Source organism: Arenicella chitinivorans, assembly GCF_014651515.1.
GTDB lineage: Bacteria > Pseudomonadota > Gammaproteobacteria > Arenicellales > Arenicellaceae > Arenicella > Arenicella chitinivorans.
Window position 1 is genome coordinate 816730 of the sequence record NZ_BMXA01000001.1, and the last position, 19449, is coordinate 836178.

The following is a 19449-nucleotide window of genomic DNA, read 5'->3' on the forward strand; positions in this document are numbered from 1 at the left end:
TTTACATAAACTTGGCGACTGAATTTAGATCCCGGCGAACCTGCATTAGATTGCCGGTGCTCCAATCCAGCATTGTTGTGCCGGGGTCGTAACTGGTCATTGGCCAAGATGGGTGTTTTTGAGCTTGGTCTTTGAAGTGACCAGTCCAGACCTGCGGTGTGTTTACCGTAGCGCGATGAAGGACATAACGATAATTGAGCAGCGAGTGCCACGCTTCAATAATCACTACGGGGTCATGGGTATAGCTGTCCAGCGTAAACGATACGGTAAATTTTTGACCGATATGACGGAAGTCAAATGGCCGATACTCAAAAGGGACTTTCGGGACCAGGTCGTAATTATTGCGCACACGTACCGTACGGGACTTGAGTTGGTACAGGTCATCGTAGGCGTGTTGCCACGTTGACGTGCCGACACGTGGGCTGGCGAAATTAAAATTAAGGATGTTGATGCCCGGTAAGCTTGCTGCCAGGTCGAGAGCGAACAGGCTGCCTAGCGCGCAACCTAAGCTGTGGCCCGTGATGTAAATGGTTTTCGGAGGTGTCGGCAATTGGCTGATTTCAGCAAACAGTTGATCTTGCATGCTGGCCGTCATGACTGCGTTTTTTTTGGTATAGATGCTATTGAAGCCTTCACCAACATGTACTGTGGTTGGGAAGTTGGCGGGACGGCGATAGGGGGCAAAATTACTGACTTCGGCTGACTCTAGGTCCTTCCACATATCGTAAACTGATGACGTGCCGCGAAACGCGAACAAATAAACGTCCGGTATCGCTGTCCATTGGTAGATCAACCCGAATCGCTCTTCCTTACCTGTGCCCCACGGTGTGGTGTCGTAGCCTGTGAAGCGCGATACATATTTAAACGGCTTGGTTCCGAAGCTAAGGTTTGGTGGATCGGTGTACGGTGGACAGTTTTCTTCGAGGTAATCGGTATAAGCTGCCAAAGATGCTGCACCGGTGAGTTCAGTGAACGCGGAGCTTATTCGGACTGATCCGTCCTCTACATGAAACTCGGGTTGCTGGTTTGGCATTAGACTCTCCGGTGGCGTTGCGATAAGGAAACGAGCTGAGGCTCGGTCAGAGAACTCAGGTCGCTGGTCGGTTGATGATTCCATATGGCAAGTAAACCCGTTTAATGAGAATCTGCCTATTACACAAATGGACTAGCTGCGGGCTTGTGTGCAAATTTTGCTTGACGAAATTCGATTACGGATGTAATCTTTATCTTGATTACAAGTGTAATCCATGATTTCGAGAGTACATGAGCAAGGCAATTTCTGAATACCATTGTTACCTCACGCGCAGGTGAGTCGACAAATTTTAAACGTGTCCCTAACAACAATTATGTCGAATAGAATTAGCGAGTCCGAACAAAGAGTTATGGAGGTTCTGTGGCAGGAATCGCCATTGACCAGTACTGATGTGGTCGCTAGGTTATCGTCGCAGGACTGGAATGAGAAAACAGTAAAAACATTTTTGAACCGCTTGGTTAAAAAACAGGCGGTCGCATTTACTCGAGATGGGCGTCGCTATCTCTATTCGCCGTTAATTAGCCAGGACAAGGTCTTAAAACAAGAAAGTCGAGGCTTTTTAAACAAAGTGTTTAATGGCGACATGAAGGCGTTATTGGCCACGTTTGTTGATGATAAAAAGCTGTCTGAGCGTGAGTTGCACTATTTGCGCAGTTTGCTCGATCAGCAGTCTGATACCAGCGATGAGGGCGAACAGTGAGCCTGCACCTGGCCACACTGTGGCAATACAACGTTGAGTTCAGTATCTTATTGTTGGTGGTTCTGGTGGCGCGATTCCTCGTGCGCAAGACCACTCGCGTTTATAACGCTTATTTATTGTGGTCCAGTATTCCGATCGGTGTTCTGCTGGCGGGTCTTGTGTCATTTGTCGAGTTTAGTCAGCCGCCTATCGCGTCGGTGAATGTGCTCGTAACACAGTACGTGGTCGCGCCCGCCACGGCGCTTGACAAACAAGACAGTCATCTCAGCCAGATCTGGTTTTGGATCGCGCTCGCTTTGGTTTTGAGGTTGTTATGGCAACACATTCAGCTGCGCAGGCGACTGGCGTCAATCACAGTGCCCATAAATCTGCCGCATAATTCACAATACCGTTTAGTCGGCGTCATTCAGACGGATTTTTCACCAGCGGTTTATGGTTTTTTTAGGCCGACGATCTATTTTCCTATCCACCTTCAATCGCAGTTGTCCAATGAGCAGATTCGTCTGATCTTGGCGCACGAAGAACAGCATATACGTCAATGTCACCTGTGGTTAAACCTCACGTGGGACTTGGCAGTGTGTTTGTTGTGGTTCAATCCACTGGTGTACTTGGCGCGACAATCTTTTCGTCATGACCAGGAACTATTTTGTGACTATTTGGTGTTAAATCGCACTGCGCCGCGACAACACCAATCCTATGGTCATGCGTTGTTAACCACGGTGTCGGCAACACACTCAGTCAGTCTGCTTTGCTCATGGAAATCGTTCAACCAACTTGAGGAACGAATTATGAATATCAGAAAGTCAACCAGCCTGACGGCAACATTGTTAATCACGCTTGCCGGTATGCTGATTGTTGCAGCGACGTCGGTATATGCTGCCAGCGTGGATGGGGATCACCACGAATCACGCTCGGTGCACCGGATTGTGGATGATAAGACCGGCAAACACGCCGTTACGGTAAAGATTAATGACAAAGTGATGCATGAAGAAAACGGTGTGCGATTCGTAAGCGGGGAAGACGGCCGCAGACCGCTCACCAATGAAGAGAATGCAGTGTTTAACGAAGCATTAACTTTGCGCACAGTAACACCACCGGCACCACCAGCGACGATGGCCGTAGCGCCAGGGCAGGAGGGTGTGCATGTCGAGATCAACGATCTGGGGGAGCAGACTTATATCTGGCACAAGAACGGTCTCGTGTACACACAGGATAAAGCGCAGCGCTATGTGCTTGATGATGGGCGACGGCGTGCGCTAACGCGAGAAGAATCCGTTGGATTTGAAGCGATCATCTCCGAGGTTAACGCCAATTTGAAAGTGCGTTCTCTTGCGCCGCGTGTAGACGGTGAGAAACGTAACATTCAAATTGATCTAGACCTAACGAAACAGGGCGTCCCGCATGCGGTGCATGATGTTGGTATATTGACAGAAGAGCAGCAGCGCGCATTCGAGTACCATCACGAGGCACAACAAAAAGTACGTCAGGAAGCACACCAGAAGCGGGTAGAATTTGCGCGTTCGCAATCGCTGGCCCAACGCGAAGAGCAGGTTCTTCGGGCACGCAAAACTGCGCATGAACGTCAGGTCATGCAAGCCGTGATGGCCTCCTCACACGCACGTCCACAGGCAGCTGCGTTGCCGATGAGAAGCCCGCAGCCAATCGTTGCACTGCCGGTTTCGATCCTCTCGGACGACATACGTGTCGCCCCAATTTTCCACTCCGAGTCCGTACCAAATTAGCGTCTACCCGTCACCCGGCGCGTGCGATTAATGTGCCGGGCTCGATGGCCTGCAGCAGATTTAGCGCTATTTTTATTCGTGCGGCACGACGAGTTCAGGGCGCTGGTCTGACGTGGTATCCGGTAAAGGACGGGTGGACTCCCCGTGATAGGTGAACACCAGCGAGTATTTAGCCTTGTCGGTTGTGTTGCGGCCAGCGGCATGGAAGCAATGCGCACTGAATAATAAAACGTCGCCTGCATCCAGCTCTACTAAACGCTGGGTCTTGAGTCTGCCAATATTGTCGGCGTGATCCACGCGTAGAAACTGGGCCTCATCCAATGCTGATTCGCGCACGTCCCAACGATGTGAGCCGGGTAAAATTTTCATTGCGCCATTTGGTTGGCGTTCATCGCCGAGTGCGCACCAGGCGTTAACTAGGTACTTGTCGCTGAAGTGCCAGTACCGCGTGTCTCGGTGCCACAGTGTTTCTGAGCTGTGCTGTGGTAGCTTAGTCATCACGCAATTGTGATGATTCGGGTTCAAAAACAAGGATTTGGAGCCAAGTATTTGGCGGATGCCTGCGGTGATTTCAGAACGCTCAGCGATGGCACGAAATGTGTTGTCGCGATGGTATGCCTGCTTTAGGCGACGGATCGTGCTGCCGCCCTCAGCGGTGGTACTTGCCGGCGCGCCAGGATAATGGACCTCGGCCTCTAGCTCAAATGGTGCTATGCGCTTATTTAAATGCGCCTTGGTGATGCTACGTAGCGCAACGAGTTCGCGTTCATTAATCAAACCGCGTAGTACCAGATAGCCGTCGATCTTAAATTGTTGGATTTGCGCGTGAGACAGCATTGTCGAGCCAGCTTATGGTTGTTCATGGTGGTATTCTCCTCGTGTGCTCGTAAGGAATCAACGGGGGAGTGCGTAATTTTGCTATTTAGCGTGAAACAACGGTTTTCTCGCGACGCATTTTCACTTAATCTTAGGGATTAACCCAAAGTTCACTCAAACTCGGCGTACCACACTGGCTGGCGGCCGATATTGGGCCGTGCGGAAGGTCTACGCCATGAATGTTGTCGCCGCTGGTGCACCGAGCCGATTAAGGCTCTGTCATAAATGCCGGTGTGCGGCACGCAATGTTGTAGCGTTCCGCTTGGGTACGGGCTTTTAGAATTTTTAATACTTGGAGTCAGAGTTACATGCATACCTCTGGCCTTCCATAGGACCCATTAATGCGCCTAAAACACATTAAACTTTCCGGCTTCAAGTCGTTTGTAGATACGACGAAAGTGTCGGTACCGAACAATTTAATCGGCATCGTCGGCCCCAATGGTTGTGGCAAATCCAACGTGATTGACGCCATTCGTTGGGTAATGGGTGAGTCCTCAGCAAAGACGCTGCGCGGTGATAGCATGGAAGATGTTATTTTTAATGGCTCTGCGGTACGCAAGCCGGTAAATCGCGCGTATGTGGAACTCGTCTTTGATAACACTGACGGTTCCGCACCGGGCAGCTACGCCAAGTTTGCCGAGATTGGTATTCGGCGCGAGCTGACTCGTGATGGTGGCTCGAAGTACTTCATCAACAGAGATCGCTGCCGACGTAAAGATATTCAGGATATTTTTCTTGGTACTGGACTTGGTCCGCGTTCGTACTCGATTATTGAGCAGGGCATGGTTGGTCGTATCGTAGAATCTAAGCCCGAAGACCTGCGGGTCTTAATTGAAGAAGCTGCTGGTATTTCGAAGTACAAAGAGCGTCGACGTGAAACTGAAAACCGCATTCGCCATACCCGCGACAACCTGAGTCGCGTCGAAGATATTATTGGCGAGCTTGAGACCCAATTACGTCGATTGAAGCGTCAAGCGAATGAGGCAGAGCGTTACAAGACATTGAAGGCCGAGCAGCGTGACTTGGACAGCCATCTCAAGACGTTGCGCTGGTCTGGTCTGCATAACCAAGTCAAAGCCAAAGATCTCGAGCTCGAACGGCTGCAAACTGAGTTTGAGTCACAGGTCGCGGAGCAGCGTGATGTTGAGTCTAGGATTGAGTTAATGCGCGAGCAGCAGGCTGAACTGACCGAAACCTTAAACACCGTTCACGCTGAGTATTATGGTGTTGGTGGCGAGATCGCAGCGCTGGAACAATCGATCGAACACACACGCACCACCCGGCAGCGTCAGCAGGAAGAGTTTGAACGCTTAGTAAACTCTGAGTTGGAGGCGTCGCAGTTATTAGAGCAGGACCAAATTCGACTGGAGACGGCGCAAGAGCAGCTTATTGAATTAGAGCCGATGGCCGAAGCGTTAGCAGAAAGCTATGAAGTCGCCTTGGGAGAGTTTCAGTCGGCGGAGCAGGCATTCAACCACTGGCAGACTGAATGGGAGCAATTGAATCGCGACGCAGCCAACCCTGAAAAAGAGCGCGAAGTACAGTCAACTCGAATCGAAGAACAGCAACGTCAGATTCATCATTTCTCACAACGTAGTGAGCAAGTCGCCAGCACGCTTGCCGATATCGATGGGAAGTTGAATATCGACGAAATAAACCAGTTAAAAGAAGACGTGGCGATCATCGATGAAGAATGCACCACGCTCGAGACCCAGTTGCAGGAACGTGATCAAGAGATTGTGACCTTGCGTGATGCACTGGACGAAAATCGTGAGCGCCACAACCTCGTGCGCCATAAGCTGCAGGATGACTCAGCACAATTGAAGTCGCTTAAAGCTTTGCAGGCGGCCGCGCTTGGGGAAGACAATCCGGAAGTTAATAAATGGCTTCAAATGCGTGGAATCAAAGACAATCCACGTCTGGCCGCCAGTTTGCAGGTAAAAAGTGGCTGGGAACTGGCAGTGGACACGGTTCTCAGTAGCCAGCTGAATGCAATATCGGTGCAGCAATTGGAAGAGTTGGCTGGCGAGTTCGACTCGTTTAAGGCTGGCCGCGTTTGGGTGGTTGACCAAACTTCTGCACCCGTCGTAAACAGTGATGCCAAGTTGGATGTACTGGCCGATAAAGTCAGTTCCACGGACATTCAAATCGACGGTTGGTTTAACGGTGTGTACGTCGCAGACACGGTGAAGGAGGCCCTGTCTCAACGTCACCAGTTAGCGGCGCACGAATCAATTGTCACCCGTGAAGGTTGCTGGATCGGGACCAATTGGGCGTCTTTTGGTCTGGATCAAGCCAAAGGTGGTGTTCTGGCGCGGGAAGCTCAAATTGAGAAGCTGGCCGACAGCGTCGATCTTGCTAGCCACGAGTTACAGAAAATCCAAGCCGCGACCGAAGCCGATCAAGCTCGAATCAAAGAGTTGGAGTCGACGCGCGAACTCGCGCGAAATGAATTTCGCAACAAGTCTCATCAGCGTTCAGATCTGCATAATCAACTTGGGCGCATTGAAGCGCGAAGCGCAGAACTGCTCAAGCAGCGTGATAATTTGCTGATTGAGCAGCAAGAATTGAGTGATCGCCTTGCTAACGCGAAGGAGCAGGTCGCACTGGCCCAGAAATTGATGGAAGACGCTCAAGAGCTGGCATCGAATTTTGAGTATCGACGTGAGGAACTGACGCAGCAACGCGCAGAGCTAACCGGTCAGTTGGAGTCAGCGCGACAACGCGAGCGCGCTGCGCGTGATGAGCGACAAGCGAAACAGATTGAGTTAGAGCGGTTACAGTCCAGTACCAGTAATTTACAGGAGAGTATTGCTCGACTATCTCATCAGCTGGAAGGACAAGCCGCGCGGCGAGCGGAGTTGGCGGCATTGATTGACAATGAAGACGACCCGACCGAAGCCATGCGTGAACAACTGCAGGAATTGATTGAAAAGCGCTTAGTGGTTGAGCAGTCGCTGTCCAAGGCGCGCAATGAGCTCGCCGAATTTGAGAATCAAATGAAGTCGGCAGACCAGGCTCGTCTGGGCTTCGATCGTCATTCAAAATCCGTGCGTGACAATCTAGAAGGTGTGCGTATGGCACGTCAGGAGCTGGTTGTTCGACGGAATACGATCTCGGAAGAGATGGGTAAGGACGAAGAGGCCATGCTGCTGTTGCAGCAAAACCTACCGGATGATCTTGCTTTGCAGACGATTGAGCAGAATTTGGCCGAGGTGTCACGCAAGATCGAACGGATTGGTGCGGTCAACTTGGTGGCGATTGATGAGTATGAAGAGTGCTCAGAACGGAAAGTCTACCTCGATAAGCAACACGCTGATTTGACTGAGGCCATGGCCACTCTCGAAGCGGCAATTGCCAAAATTGACAAAGAAACACGTACGCGTTTCAAAGAAACCTTTGATAGTCTGAACGAGGGTTTCAAGGAGTTCTTTCCAAAACTGTTCGGTGGCGGTAGTGCGTATCTGGAACTCACCGGGAACGACATGCTCAATACCGGAGTCGGCGTAATGGCACGCCCGCCGGGCAAACGTAACAGCACGATTCACCTTTTGTCTGGTGGTGAGAAAGCACTGACCGCGGTGTCGCTTTTGTTTGCATTCTTTGAACTGAATCCCGCGCCATTTTGCGTGCTGGACGAGGTTGATGCACCGATGGATGACGCCAATGTGGAGCGTTATGCAGGCGTGTTAAAGCAGTTGGGTGAGAAAACTCAGTTGCTGTTTATCACGCATAATAAAATTACCATGGAGGTGGCCGATATCCTCGTTGGCGTGACGATGGCAGAACCCGGTGTCTCTCGCTTGGTGGCAGTGGATGTTGCCGAAGCAGCAGCAATGGCGGCGCAGTAGTGGCTGATCTGTATTTGATTTTCTTCCTGGTTGGTGCGGTCCTGTTTCTGGGGATTGTCGGCTATTCGTATTGGCAGAAAAGTCGTGTGCATGACGATAAGAAGTCCGACTATGTTGATCCGCTATTCGCCCAGATTTCTGGCGATAAGACCGATGTGTCGACACCGAGTGGTCACACAGAACAATCCGACACCACGCTAAGTCTGTCCACCGCAGATGAAGGCGCGAGTGGTGCTGAGAGCGTACTGCCTGACATTAAACCAAGTGCCAATGCGTCCACGCCTTCTGGCCACACTAAGGTGCACAAGGAACCAAGCCTGACCAAACCCAGCAGCAGCCAGCAACCGGTGCCTGAGTCACCGCAGGTGCGTGAACCGAGTCTGCGCGAAGCCGCAATAAATTCCATGCCGAATGACAAGCTGGCTGAAGGTCAATCCGCTGCCGAACTTGTCAAGCCACATACTGATCCGAAAACCTCCAGTATGGTGACTGAGCTGGTGGCAAGGATTAAAAATCCCGGCCCGATAGAGCAGCAAGGCTTGCTCGGGCTATTTCGAAAGCATGATTTTAAGTTTCATCGCAAGGTGCATATCTACGGTCTCAATGAGTTGACGGATATGTGGCGAGACATTGAGTTTGAGCTGCCATCGGCACGGTTTACAGAATTGGGCGTGTCCATTCAGCTGGCAGATCGAGAGGGAGCGATGTCCAAGAAGGAGCTGCACGACTTTCAGCAAATGGTACTTGAGTTTACCAACGCCTATGACGCGCCATTTGAATTTTCGATGGACTTGGATGAAGCATTGGCCCAGGCGGCCGCGTTGGACAAGCTGGGACGCCGGTACGATTCTATGGCTGTGCTAAATGTGGTTCCGCGTTCCAAGTCTGGGTTTCGCATGGCGGATATAGAGAGCTGTGCAAGAGATTTGATGATGTCGACTGATAAAAACGGCATCTTCATGAAAACCGAAGGGCATAAATCGAATATGACGGTATTGTATCGCCTTGCCTGTACGGATGGCACCGGCCAGTTCGGAATTACCGTGAGCAGTGCCGCTCCGGTTCACGATTTAGTGGTGTATATGAATGTGCCCACCACCAATGATCCCGAGCGCGTGTTTGAAGCGATGGTCAAGGATGCTAATAGTCTGGCAACCTGGCTCGATGGCAAAGTGGTTGATCGCGTGGGGAAGGTGATGACGCAACGGTCTTACTCAACGCTTATGCAGCAGGTTTCTGACATTGCCTTCAGTATGCAGCAAGACGGGTTGACGCCTGGCGATGCGGTCTCCAAGAAACTTTTTTAGCCCTTGGGAAAGAGTATGTCTGACTTGACGAAAGCCGCCGCGCGGCACGCCGAGCTGGTGCGGGAGATTAATCACCACAGTCGCTTGTACTACACTGAGGATGCGCCGCAGATATCCGACCATGATTATGATCAGATGATGCAACAGTTGTTGGCGCTGGAACTCGAGTTTCCAACCTTGCAAAGTCCTGAATCCCCGAGTCAACGAGTTGGTTCCGAGCCGCTGGCCGAGTTCGCTCAGATCAAGCACGAGCTACCCATGTTGTCGTTGAGTAATGGGTTTACGGACGATGATATTCGTGAGTTTGATACCCGTTTACACAAAGAAATAGGTCTTGGCGAAGCCACCGTTATCGAATACGTAGCGGAACCAAAGCTCGATGGCTTGGCGGTCAGTATTTTGTATGTGGATGGCGTACTTGAGTATGCAGCTACTCGCGGCGACGGCCGGGTTGGTGAAGATATCACGCAGAATGTAAAAACCATCCGTTCCGTGCCGTTAACGTTGCCAAAGGGCGCGCCCGCACGGCTCGAGGTGCGCGGCGAGGTCTTCATGCGTCTGGCTGGTTTTGCCGAGCTTAATAGAGTGCAGGCTGACAATGGTAAGAAAGTCTTCGTCAACCCTCGTAATGCGGCCGCAGGCAGTTTGCGACAACTCGATAGCAAAATCACAGCGGATCGCCCGTTGGATATATTTATCTATTCCACCGGCGTCATTTCTGATTCCGAGTTTGCTGTCACACACGCGCAAACCTTGGAACGTTTGGGGCGCTTGGGATTTCCAATTTGCCCGCTCTTGCAAGTGGTTAACGACGTAGACGGTTGCCTTGAGTACTATCATGAGATGGGGGCGCGACGACCTGAGCTCGATTATGAAATCGACGGTATTGTGTATAAAGTGAATCGTCTTGACTGGCAGCGTGCGGCAGGTTTTATCGCGAAAGCGCCGCGCTGGGCGTTGGCACATAAGTTTCCAGCACAGGAAAAGACCACTCAGGTTAATGATATTGACGTGCAGGTGGGGCGCACCGGGGCGATTACACCTGTGGCCAGGCTGGAGCCCTTGTTTGTTGGTGGCGTCACTGTGTCGAATGTCACATTGCATAATAAAGCAGAAGTCGCGCGTTTAGATGTTCGGGTTGGTGACACGGTGATCGTACGCCGTGCCGGTGATGTGATTCCGCAGATTGTCGGTGTCAATCTGGAAGCACGCCCAGCATCAGCCAAGCCGTACGAGTTTCCGGTAAGCTGTCCGGTTTGTGGTTCAGATGTGGTGACCGAAGGCGACGGGATTATTGCGCGGTGTTCCGGCGGCTTAACCTGTGGCGCTCAGGTGCGGCAGGGTATCAAGCATTTTGTTTCGCGCAAGGCGATGGATATTGATGGCATGGGTGACAAAATTGTCGATGCCTTGGTGGAGCAGGCGCTGGTATCCACGGTCGCGGATTTATACCTGTTGTCCTTCGATCAGGTACTGGCGCTCGAGGGTTTTGCTGAAAAGTCGGCACAGAACCTACTCGCGGCTATTGATAAAAGCAAACAAACCGAGTTTGCGCGTTTACTGTATGCATTAGGCATTCCGCAGGTTGGTGAAACTACTGCGGATCAATTGGCAGCGCATTTCGGCACAATGGCGCGACTCAAGGCGGCCAAGCAGGAAGCGCTGGAGGCGTTGCCAGATATTGGTCCGGTCGTGGCGAAGAATATTGTGGATTTTTTTCATGACCCCAATAATCTAAAAGTGATTTCTCAGCTGCAAGACCGCGGGGTTACCTACGATGTGGTTGCTGCACCCAATCCGGATGAATTCGCTGAGCTGCCGCTTGCAGGTGAAGTGGTTGTCTTAACCGGCGCGTTGAGTGCAATGGGGCGCACGGAAGCCAAGAAGCGACTTCAAGCGTTGGGTGCCAAGGTCACTGGTAGTGTGTCCAAAAACACCACTTTGGTGATCGCTGGGGAGGACGCCGGGAGTAAAGCCGCCAAGGCCGCTGAATTGGGAGTTCGGATCGAAGGCGAAGACTATTTAATGCGCTTGTTAGCGTAATCTAGCAAGCACGTTTCGGCACGGCAACCCAACCGGCGGTGAGTGTTAAAGGCGACGATTCGCCTGTAGAATTTTGACTTTATCGAGTGCAATGATCCGCGTGTTGGTGCCACCGTCGATGTTCGACTGAGTGGATTGGGGAATGTCGAGGTGATGTAGATAGCGTTGGCTGATAATCCAAGCCAATTCTTCGAGCAATTCAATGTCCAGCAAGTCATCGGCTTGTTGGCCCTTTAGGGAGTAGGCTGTTTCGCCCAATACATCTAAAACTACATTTAGGTTGATCGTGTCACGTAAATGTTGGCAGCGACTGCGCTGATAGCTTTGCAGCAAAATTTTAGGTAAAAATTCGCGATGATCACTGTTGGCGGCCAAAAGCTGCTTCGCAGATTGCGCATTGGGATTTATTTTTAGTCGTGCATCACCCAGTTCTTGCGCCGCTACCAACCAGAACTCAAGGAATGAGAGCGTTCCAGTGGTGTTTTCTGAGTTTGGGGCGGATTGCTTGTTCATTTACTCTTCTTTGCTGAATTAGATGCGTGCTAAAATCGCGCGGATGTTCGCGTTGGCGTGCATTATGGAGTTGGTTCAATTACCCTGCAGCGCTCTACGATCTAAAGTAACGCTTGCCTGTGAGCCTGTCAATTTAACCCGTTGCGAATGATTATTGTGTGCCATTGGCAGAAATCTCTGTGATGGCCAGTTTTCATCGACTACCTAATTCCAATCGAGAGATCCATAGTCCCATGAATGACCCAGTCAATTCACACTCGTCAAAACGTTTTAATGTTGCCATTGTCGGTGCCACCGGTGCCGTTGGTGAAACACTGATCGAAGTTCTGGAGGAGCGTAATTTTCCTGTGGATACATTGTATCTGCTGGCAAGTGAGCGGTCGGCTGGTTCAAGTCGTACTTTTCGCGGCAAGAGCATTCGGGTCCAGGATCTTGCGAATTTTGATTTTACGCAAGCACACATCGGCCTGTTTTCAGCTGGTGGTAGCATTTCAGCCGAGTATGCGCCGAAAGCGGCGGCGGCTGGTTGTATCGTCGTCGACAATACGTCCCACTTTCGTTACGACGATGATAAACCTCTGGTTGTGCCAGAAGTGAACCCAGAAGCGATCGCACAATACAAAACTACGAACATTATTGCCAACCCAAATTGTTCCACTATTCAGATGTTGGTGGCACTGAAGCCGATTCATGACGCCGTAGGAATTGAGCGTATTAATGTATGTACGTATCAGGCTGTGTCGGGTACCGGCAAGCCAGCAATGGAAGAATTGGCTGCTCAAACAGCCAGCTTACTGAATGCTAAATCCATTCAGTCCAAGGTCTACCCAAAACAGATTGCCTTTAACGTACTGCCACAGATTGATGTATTTCTTGATAATGGTTACACCAAGGAAGAGATGAAAATGGTTTGGGAAACTAAGAAAATCATGGGTGACGACAGCATTGAAGTCAACCCAACTGCGGTCCGTGTGCCGGTGTTTTATGGGCACTCCGAAGCGGTTCATATTGAGACCAAACAAAAGATCTCAGCTGAGAAAGCAACTGAGCTGTTAAACGCATTTCCAGGAGTTGTGGTGCTGGACGAGCACGTCGATGGCGGGTACCCAACGGCGGTGACCGATGCAGCAGGCCAGGACCCAGTTTATGTTGGGCGGATCCGTGAGGATATTTCCCATCCGCGTGGTCTAAATTTATGGGTCGTTGCCGATAATGTGCGCAAGGGCGCTGCGACCAACAGTGTGCAGATTGCTGAATGCTTAGTGCGCGATTATTTATAGCAAATTAGGGCATTTAAGTCGCCAGCCCGGCAGTCTGCTGCGGTGAGCTGCGTTTTTAAAAAAACGGTTTCAATCGGCGACTTTTGATCAGAATGCACTATTGATTTGCTAAAAACTGATGTAAGTTGTTACAATGCGTTGCTAACTACCTAAAACTATTACAAAAACCTTCTTTTTGATGAGCCTAATGCGTAGAACTAACCAGACGGGTCGCAGCGATATGGCCGCAGCATCTTAAAGATTGGAGTGCTTTATGGCAGACCGAAAAATGACCTTCAATAAAACCAAAACAGCAAATTCAGTACTAAAACAGCTGGGGATTTCTGCCGCATTGCTTATGGCATCCAGCACCGCGAACGCCCTGGGGTTGGGTGCGCTAGAGGTTCAGTCGAATCTCGAACAACCACTGAATGGCACCATCGAGTTGCGTACGTCGCCAAGTGATGATGTGTCCAGCTTGAATGCTCAGATCGCACCACGAGAAGATTTTGAAAAACTAGGCATCGATTACCCAGCCTATATGCAGAACATTAGTCTGGCGTTGGAAAACACCGCTGCTGGCAAAGTCCTGCGTGTGCGTAGCAATGATGTGGTTATCAATGAGCCATTTATCCACTTCCTGATTCGTGTTGATTGGTCTGGGGGCAGTTTCTTGCGCGAATACACCGCGCTGATTGATCCGCCAGTCTACGCAGCAGAAGCACCACGTTCATTTTCTGAACCGCGGGCTGTGGGAACGGATCAATCGTACGCAGCCGATGAGTCATCAAGCCTGGAAGTTGAATCGATGGATGATGACGTGGCATACGACGAGGTGGCGGTAAGTGACCCGCCAGTTGAAGAAGATGCGCCGTTGATTGAAGATGATTTTTACGAAGAGTCTGGATCGAGTACTGAAGATTCGTATGCTGATACTGCGTCGTCGTCCACAACCAGCAGCTACCCCGAGGGTACTGATGCACGTTATGGTCCTGTTGCCAGCGGCGAATCATTGAGCATGATCGCCCAAGAATTGCAGCGTCAGTTTCCCGATTTGAGTATTTACTCGATCATGAAGGTTTTGTTTGAAGAAAACCAATCTGCCTTTATCAATGGCAATATCAACGGCTTGATGCAAGGTTCCGTCTTGGATATCGGTGATCTTGATGCAATTCGCGCCGTCGATGCTGCTGCTGCAAAAGAATTTTTTAGCAACCAGGTGGCCGCTTGGGATCCGAGCGTGTTGGCGCCAGCCGATGATTATGACAGCATCAGTGTTGGCCAGGATTCTTATTCTTATAATGACGATGTCTTTGGGTCTTCCAGTTCCACGTCATCGAGCAGTGGTTCTGACAATTTTCAGGTAGGCGCTTCGCGTGATACCGCCGAGTTCGTATCGTCTGACCAGGGCAGCCGCGAAGGCGAGGTCTTAGCGCTACGTCAGGAAATTTCCCAACTGGAATCTTCACTGGCTTCCAGCGAGCTAGAAAATCAAGAACTGACAGAACGAATTTCATCACTCGAAGGGCAGCTCGCAGATATGAATCGTTTGATGAATCTGAACGTGGAAAGCGCCGAAATGGCAGCGGTCGAGCAAACGCTGGCTGAGCAGAATGCGGCCACGAGTGATGTAACCGAGTTTGATTCTGGCTCTACGGGCACAGACAGCGTGCTGGACGAGTTCTTGGGTGACACCAATACCGACTTAGATGAATTTGGCTTAAGCACCGAGACTGATTCTCAATCAGCGGTTGATGAATTCTTGTCTGATTCTGGCGATGCGGTTGACGAGGTGGCAGCCGATGCTACCGACGCGGTTGATGAATTTCTGGCTGATGCGGAAACTGGCATTGATGAGTTTACTGACACCGTAGCTGGCGATGAATTTGAAAGTGTCCTTGAGGATGCAGCCGACTCAGGTGTTATTGAAGAAGCTGAAACTGTCGAGACTTCAGCACCGTCGCTTCCAGCGGCAACTCAGCCTGAATCACAGTCTTTTATGGACAAAGTCATGTCGGTTTTGACCGGCGGCTTACTCTGGAAAGTGTTAGCTGGCTTGGGCGCATTGATTGCGGCTGGACTGGCATTGTTCTTCATCCGTCGACGCAAGGCTGATGAAGAATTCGAAATTAGTATGTTGTCGATTGAGAGTAATTCTCAAAGTATGGACACCATGCAATCTGATTCAAGTTCAATGTCCGCGTCTATGTCGGCCTCGGTCGCCTCGGTCGCGGAATCCGTGGCTGATAAAGAGACATCATTCCTAACCGTGTACAGCGACAGTGACGCTGTGGTGCAAGCGGATGAAGTGGACCCAGTCGCCGAAGCGGACGTGTACATTGCTTACGGTCGTGATGAGCAAGCCGAAGAGGTGTTGTTGGATGGCATTGCGAATCACCCAGATCGTGTTGACATTAAGCATAAATTGCTGGGCTTGTATCAAAAAACTAAGAATGTCGAGGGTTTCGAGCGCGTGGCCGAAGAGTTGTATTCGCAGCGCGAGTTAGTGAGCCCAGAAATGTGGGAAGAAGTCAGTAAGATGGGTAAGGATCTGTCTGCGGATAACCCTTTGTTTGACCTATCAATTGACGACCTAAGTGCGGCTGCGGTCAGTGCTGGTGTGGCGAGTGACGCGGCAGCCGAAGTTGATGGCTCTGCTGCAAAAGATGAAGATTTACTGGGTATTGATGCTGACGATGGTGACAATTTGTCCTTCGATTCAGATCTTATTGATACCAGTGACGATGGGAATGCGGCTGACGTCGATGGCCATTCAATGATGGTGGAAGACTCGCTGAGCGAAGATGAAGATGTGCAGTTGATCAACTTTGACGAAGGTCGTAGTGAAGTGAGCGAGCTGGATGATGTTGAGATCGATGCCATTGAATTGGATCCAGGTGATTCTTCCGATATGCTCGAGTTCAGCTCTTCTGCGCTGGATGATAGTACCCCATTGATTGATATTGACGAAGCAGAAAGCGACGACGATGATTTGTTGAGTTTCGATACCGCTCCTGCGCCTGCGGCGGAAGCCACACTGGATTTGGACGATGATCACGAGACATCCATTGGTGAGGTGCGCGAAGTAAGTGATTTGGAGATCGATCCGGATTATGACGAAGCGCGCACGCAGTATGAGTTGGCCAAAGTATTTGTTGATCTGGGTGACGAAGATGGTGCTCGTAAAATTCTCGATGAATTAGTCGCGAATGCTGGTAATGCACCTGCTGTGGTGAGCGATGCACAAGCGTTGCTGGACTCTATTAATAAGTAGTTGAGATTTTTATCATAATATAAACAACGATTTAGTAGTTTATTTAAGCCCAGGCTCATTGAGTTTGGGCTTTATTTTTTTGGTCCTGAGACGAGGTTGACCGGTGACAAGACGATACGCTGCATGTGTCGAATATGATGGCTCTGCGTTTAGTGGATGGCAGACTCAGCTGCATGATGTGCGAACGGTGCAAGAAACAGTAGAAGCGGCACTCAGTCGCGTTGCTAACCAGGAAATCGCGATTGTCACGGCTGGGCGCACAGACACGGGTGTGCATGCAACGCACCAAGTGATCCATTTCGACACCGATGTTGAGCGCAGTGAGTTTGCTTGGTGTCGAGGAACAAACCGGTTTCTGGATCAGGATGTTCGTATGAACTGGGTGCATGAATCCAATCTTGAGTTTCATGCGCGGTTTGGCGCACTGTCTCGATCGTATCGTTTTGTAATCTACAATGCGCCAATAGCCAGCGCCTTGCACCGTCACCACGTGACACACGAGTTTCGGCCCCTGGATATTGAGCGCATGGTGCGAGCCTCGCGTTGCCTGTTGGGCGAGCACGATTTCAGTGCATTTCGCGCTGCAGGATGTCAAGCACACTCGCCCGTGCGAACGGTTACGAATTTGTCACTGAATGCGCACGGTGCGTGGATTTGGATAGACATCACGGCCAACGCATTTCTTCAGCATATGGTGCGCAATATAGCCGGGAGTCTGATCGAAGTCGGATACGGCAAGCGTTCGGCAGACTGGCTTGCCGATGTGCTGGAATCGCGCGACCGAAAGCGCGCTGGGGTTACCGCACCACCACATGGCTTGTACTTGGTTGGTGTGACCTATCCTAGCCAGTTTTCATTACCCTCAGAGAAGCGCTCAGTGGCATACTGGGCAGATAATTAACCCTTCCACTCAAGCTCAACTCCCATTAAATAAATGGCCAGAACGCGAATCAAACTATGTGGCATGACGGACCCGCTTGAGGTTCGGCATGCAGTTGCTTGCGGTGTTGATGCGATCGGGGTTATCTTGCATGCAGATAGCCCACGCACAATTAGCGTGACACAGGCGCAGAAGATTCGCGCGGTGGTACCACCGTTCGTGAGTCTGGTAGGCGTGGTCGTCGATTGCGCGACGGAGCAGGTGAATCAATACATACATACGATTGGGTTAGATCTGGTTCAGTTGCATGGCGCCGAAAAACCGGATGCCGCAGAACAGTTGATGCGGCCCTATATCAAAGCTATCCGTGCGCAAAGCCCGGATCAGGTGGCGCGGGATATTGCGCGCTATCCCAACGCTGCAGCGATATTGTTGGACCCCTATGTTGAAGGGCAGCACGGTGGCACTGGGTCGGTGTTATCCGATGCATTATGGCCGCCATCGTTGGGTGCTCAACCGACGATTCTTGCTGGTGGTTTGAGTCCAAAAAATATCGCAGCTCGCATTCGGGCTTGCTCGCCGTACGCGGTCGACGTCAACAGCGGTGTTGAGTCCGCACCAGGCGTGAAAGACCCGTCAAAGGTAGCTGAAATGGTCGCTCGCGTATTCGCGGAGGATGCACGATGAGACGCACTGTTGCGGATTGGGTGGACTATATTCAAACTCTGCATGCGCGAGAAATTGAACTTACTTTAGAGCGAGTCCAACAGGTGTATCAGCGCTTGCTTGATGATGAACTCGGTTTTAAGGTGATCAGTGTTGCGGGTACCAATGGTAAAGGCAGCTCCGCCGCAATGTTGGCTGCTATCTACCAAGCGGCAGGCTATCGAGTAGGTAAGTACACGTCGCCACATTTGAAAGACTTTAATGAGCGTATTGAAATTCAAGGTCAGGCAATTTCGGACGTGGAACTGTTAAGCTCGTTTGTAGCGGTTGAAAAAGCACGCGATAAAACACCGATCACGTACTTTGAATTCGCGACGCTAACAGCAATCGAGGCGTTTGAACGAGCCAATATTGACATCGCCATTATGGAGGTCGGTCTCGGTGGTCGCTTGGATGCGGTCAATATTCTCGATGCGGATGTAGCGATTGTTACCAACATTTCTATCGATCATACTGCTTGGCTGGGTAACACAGTTGAAGAGATCGCGGTGGAGAAGGCCGGAATTGCGCGCCCTGGTAAGCCGTGTGTCATTGGAATGATCGACCCGCCAACAACTTTGCTTACGAGCTGCGCTGAAATTGGTGCTGCTTGTCATCGTCACGGGCTAGCCTATCAGATAATTGAGCAGCCAAGCCAGAGTTGGAACCTGATTACGCCTGAGCGTGGATTGCATGATTTACCATTGCCATTTGGTCAGTCAGGTATGCAGTTGCAAAATGCCGCCGCCGTTGTTTACGCCTGTTTGCTGCTGAATCCAGTACTGCCGGTGAGCGAAGCACAGCTGCGTGATGGGCTGACTCAAGCGCGTATTTACGGTCGATGCCAACTTGTACAAGAAAAACCCGCGATTGTGGTGGATGTGGCACACAACGTCGCGTCGGTGGCTAGGTTGCATGATTTTCTAATGCAACACTCGATCTCGGGACGAGTTATTGCCGTCTGTGGCATGCTGAAGGACAAACAGATCGAGCTTAGTCTCGAGCACATACATAAATTGGTGGACGTCTGGCACCTTGGCTCGATTAACAATCCTCGTGGTGCGTCATCGCAGCAACTTGCCGCGACCCTAGCGCAACTCGGTGCTGACACCGCCTCACTGCATGCCTATGAGAGTCCATTGGTTGCTTTCGAAGCCGCTAAAGCAACATTAACAGTGGATGACCTTCTTGTGGTTTTTGGATCGTTTTTTGTGGCAGGTGATATACTTCGCGTGCTTGAAAGTAGCGATCATTCTGATCGGTAGG

Annotated in this window: 13 protein-coding genes; 10 read left to right on the plus strand and 3 right to left on the minus strand. The window is 50.8% G+C overall.

Annotated elements, in window-relative coordinates; translation table 11 throughout:
* Position 1: 1 nt before the first annotated feature.
* A complete protein-coding gene (locus tag IE055_RS03590) occupies positions 2-1033 on the minus strand; it encodes a lipase family protein (RefSeq protein WP_189398613.1) in 1032 nt (343 codons plus the stop codon).
* 313 nt (positions 1034-1346) lie between these two features.
* Here IE055_RS03590 and IE055_RS03595 point away from each other — a divergent pair, with 313 nt between their 5' ends.
* Together IE055_RS03595 and IE055_RS03600 are read left to right on the plus strand one after the other, a co-directional pair.
* Positions 1347-1733, plus strand: a complete 387-nt coding sequence (locus IE055_RS03595) for a BlaI/MecI/CopY family transcriptional regulator (protein ID WP_189398614.1) — start codon at positions 1347-1349, stop codon at positions 1731-1733.
* Positions 1730-3475, plus strand: a complete 1746-nt coding sequence (locus IE055_RS03600; protein WP_189398615.1) for a M56 family metallopeptidase — start codon at positions 1730-1732, stop codon at positions 3473-3475. The genes IE055_RS03595 and IE055_RS03600 overlap by 4 nt, the downstream gene beginning before the upstream one ends.
* 72 nt (positions 3476-3547) lie before the next feature.
* Here the strand turns inward: IE055_RS03600 and IE055_RS03605 are convergent, their stop codons facing one another.
* Entirely contained in the window at positions 3548-4312 is a 765-nt protein-coding gene (locus IE055_RS03605) for a phytanoyl-CoA dioxygenase family protein (RefSeq protein WP_189398616.1), read from the minus strand.
* Positions 4313-4692: 380 nt separating this feature from the next.
* Here IE055_RS03605 and smc point away from each other — a divergent pair, with 380 nt between their 5' ends.
* From smc to ligA, 3 genes are read left to right on the plus strand one after another with little or no spacing between them, the layout of a single operon-like run.
* Positions 4693-8202 carry a chromosome segregation protein SMC gene (gene smc / locus IE055_RS03610; RefSeq protein WP_189398617.1) on the plus strand — a complete coding sequence of 1170 codons (3510 nt, stop codon included), beginning with the start codon at positions 4693-4695 and terminating at the stop codon, positions 8200-8202.
* The gene (locus IE055_RS03615; RefSeq protein ID WP_189398618.1) at positions 8202-9509 is read left to right on the plus strand and encodes a cell division protein ZipA C-terminal FtsZ-binding domain-containing protein; all 1308 of its coding nucleotides are present in this window, start codon (positions 8202-8204) and stop codon (positions 9507-9509) included. The genes smc and IE055_RS03615 overlap by 1 nt, the downstream gene beginning before the upstream one ends.
* Before the next feature lie 15 nt (positions 9510-9524).
* A complete protein-coding gene (gene ligA / locus IE055_RS03620) occupies positions 9525-11552 on the plus strand; it encodes an NAD-dependent DNA ligase LigA (protein WP_189398619.1) in 2028 nt (675 codons plus the stop codon).
* Between the two features lie 45 nt (positions 11553-11597).
* Here the strand turns inward: ligA and IE055_RS03625 are convergent, their stop codons facing one another.
* Entirely contained in the window at positions 11598-12065 is a 468-nt protein-coding gene (locus IE055_RS03625) for a hypothetical protein (protein ID WP_189398620.1), read from the minus strand.
* Positions 12066-12298: 233 nt separating this feature from the next.
* Between IE055_RS03625 and IE055_RS03630 the strand changes: the two genes are divergently transcribed.
* From IE055_RS03630 to folC, 5 genes are all read left to right on the plus strand, one after another.
* The gene (locus IE055_RS03630; protein ID WP_189398621.1) at positions 12299-13345 is read left to right on the plus strand and encodes an aspartate-semialdehyde dehydrogenase; all 1047 of its coding nucleotides are present in this window, start codon (positions 12299-12301) and stop codon (positions 13343-13345) included.
* 253 nt (positions 13346-13598) lie between these two features.
* Positions 13599-16598: a FimV/HubP family polar landmark protein gene (locus IE055_RS03635; RefSeq protein WP_189398622.1), complete on the plus strand. Its 3000-nt coding sequence runs from the start codon at positions 13599-13601 to the stop codon at positions 16596-16598.
* Positions 16599-16701: 103 nt separating this feature from the next.
* Positions 16702-17499 carry a tRNA pseudouridine(38-40) synthase TruA gene (gene truA / locus IE055_RS03640; protein WP_189398623.1) on the plus strand — a complete coding sequence of 266 codons (798 nt, stop codon included), beginning with the start codon at positions 16702-16704 and terminating at the stop codon, positions 17497-17499.
* 33 nt (positions 17500-17532) lie between these two features.
* The gene (locus IE055_RS03645; protein WP_189398624.1) at positions 17533-18165 is read left to right on the plus strand and encodes a phosphoribosylanthranilate isomerase; all 633 of its coding nucleotides are present in this window, start codon (positions 17533-17535) and stop codon (positions 18163-18165) included.
* On the plus strand, positions 18162-19448 hold the full coding sequence (gene folC, locus IE055_RS03650; protein WP_189398625.1) for a bifunctional tetrahydrofolate synthase/dihydrofolate synthase: 1287 nt from the start codon (positions 18162-18164) through the stop codon (positions 19446-19448). Before IE055_RS03645 ends, folC begins: the two co-directional genes overlap by 4 nt.
* Position 19449 lies beyond the last annotated feature (1 nt).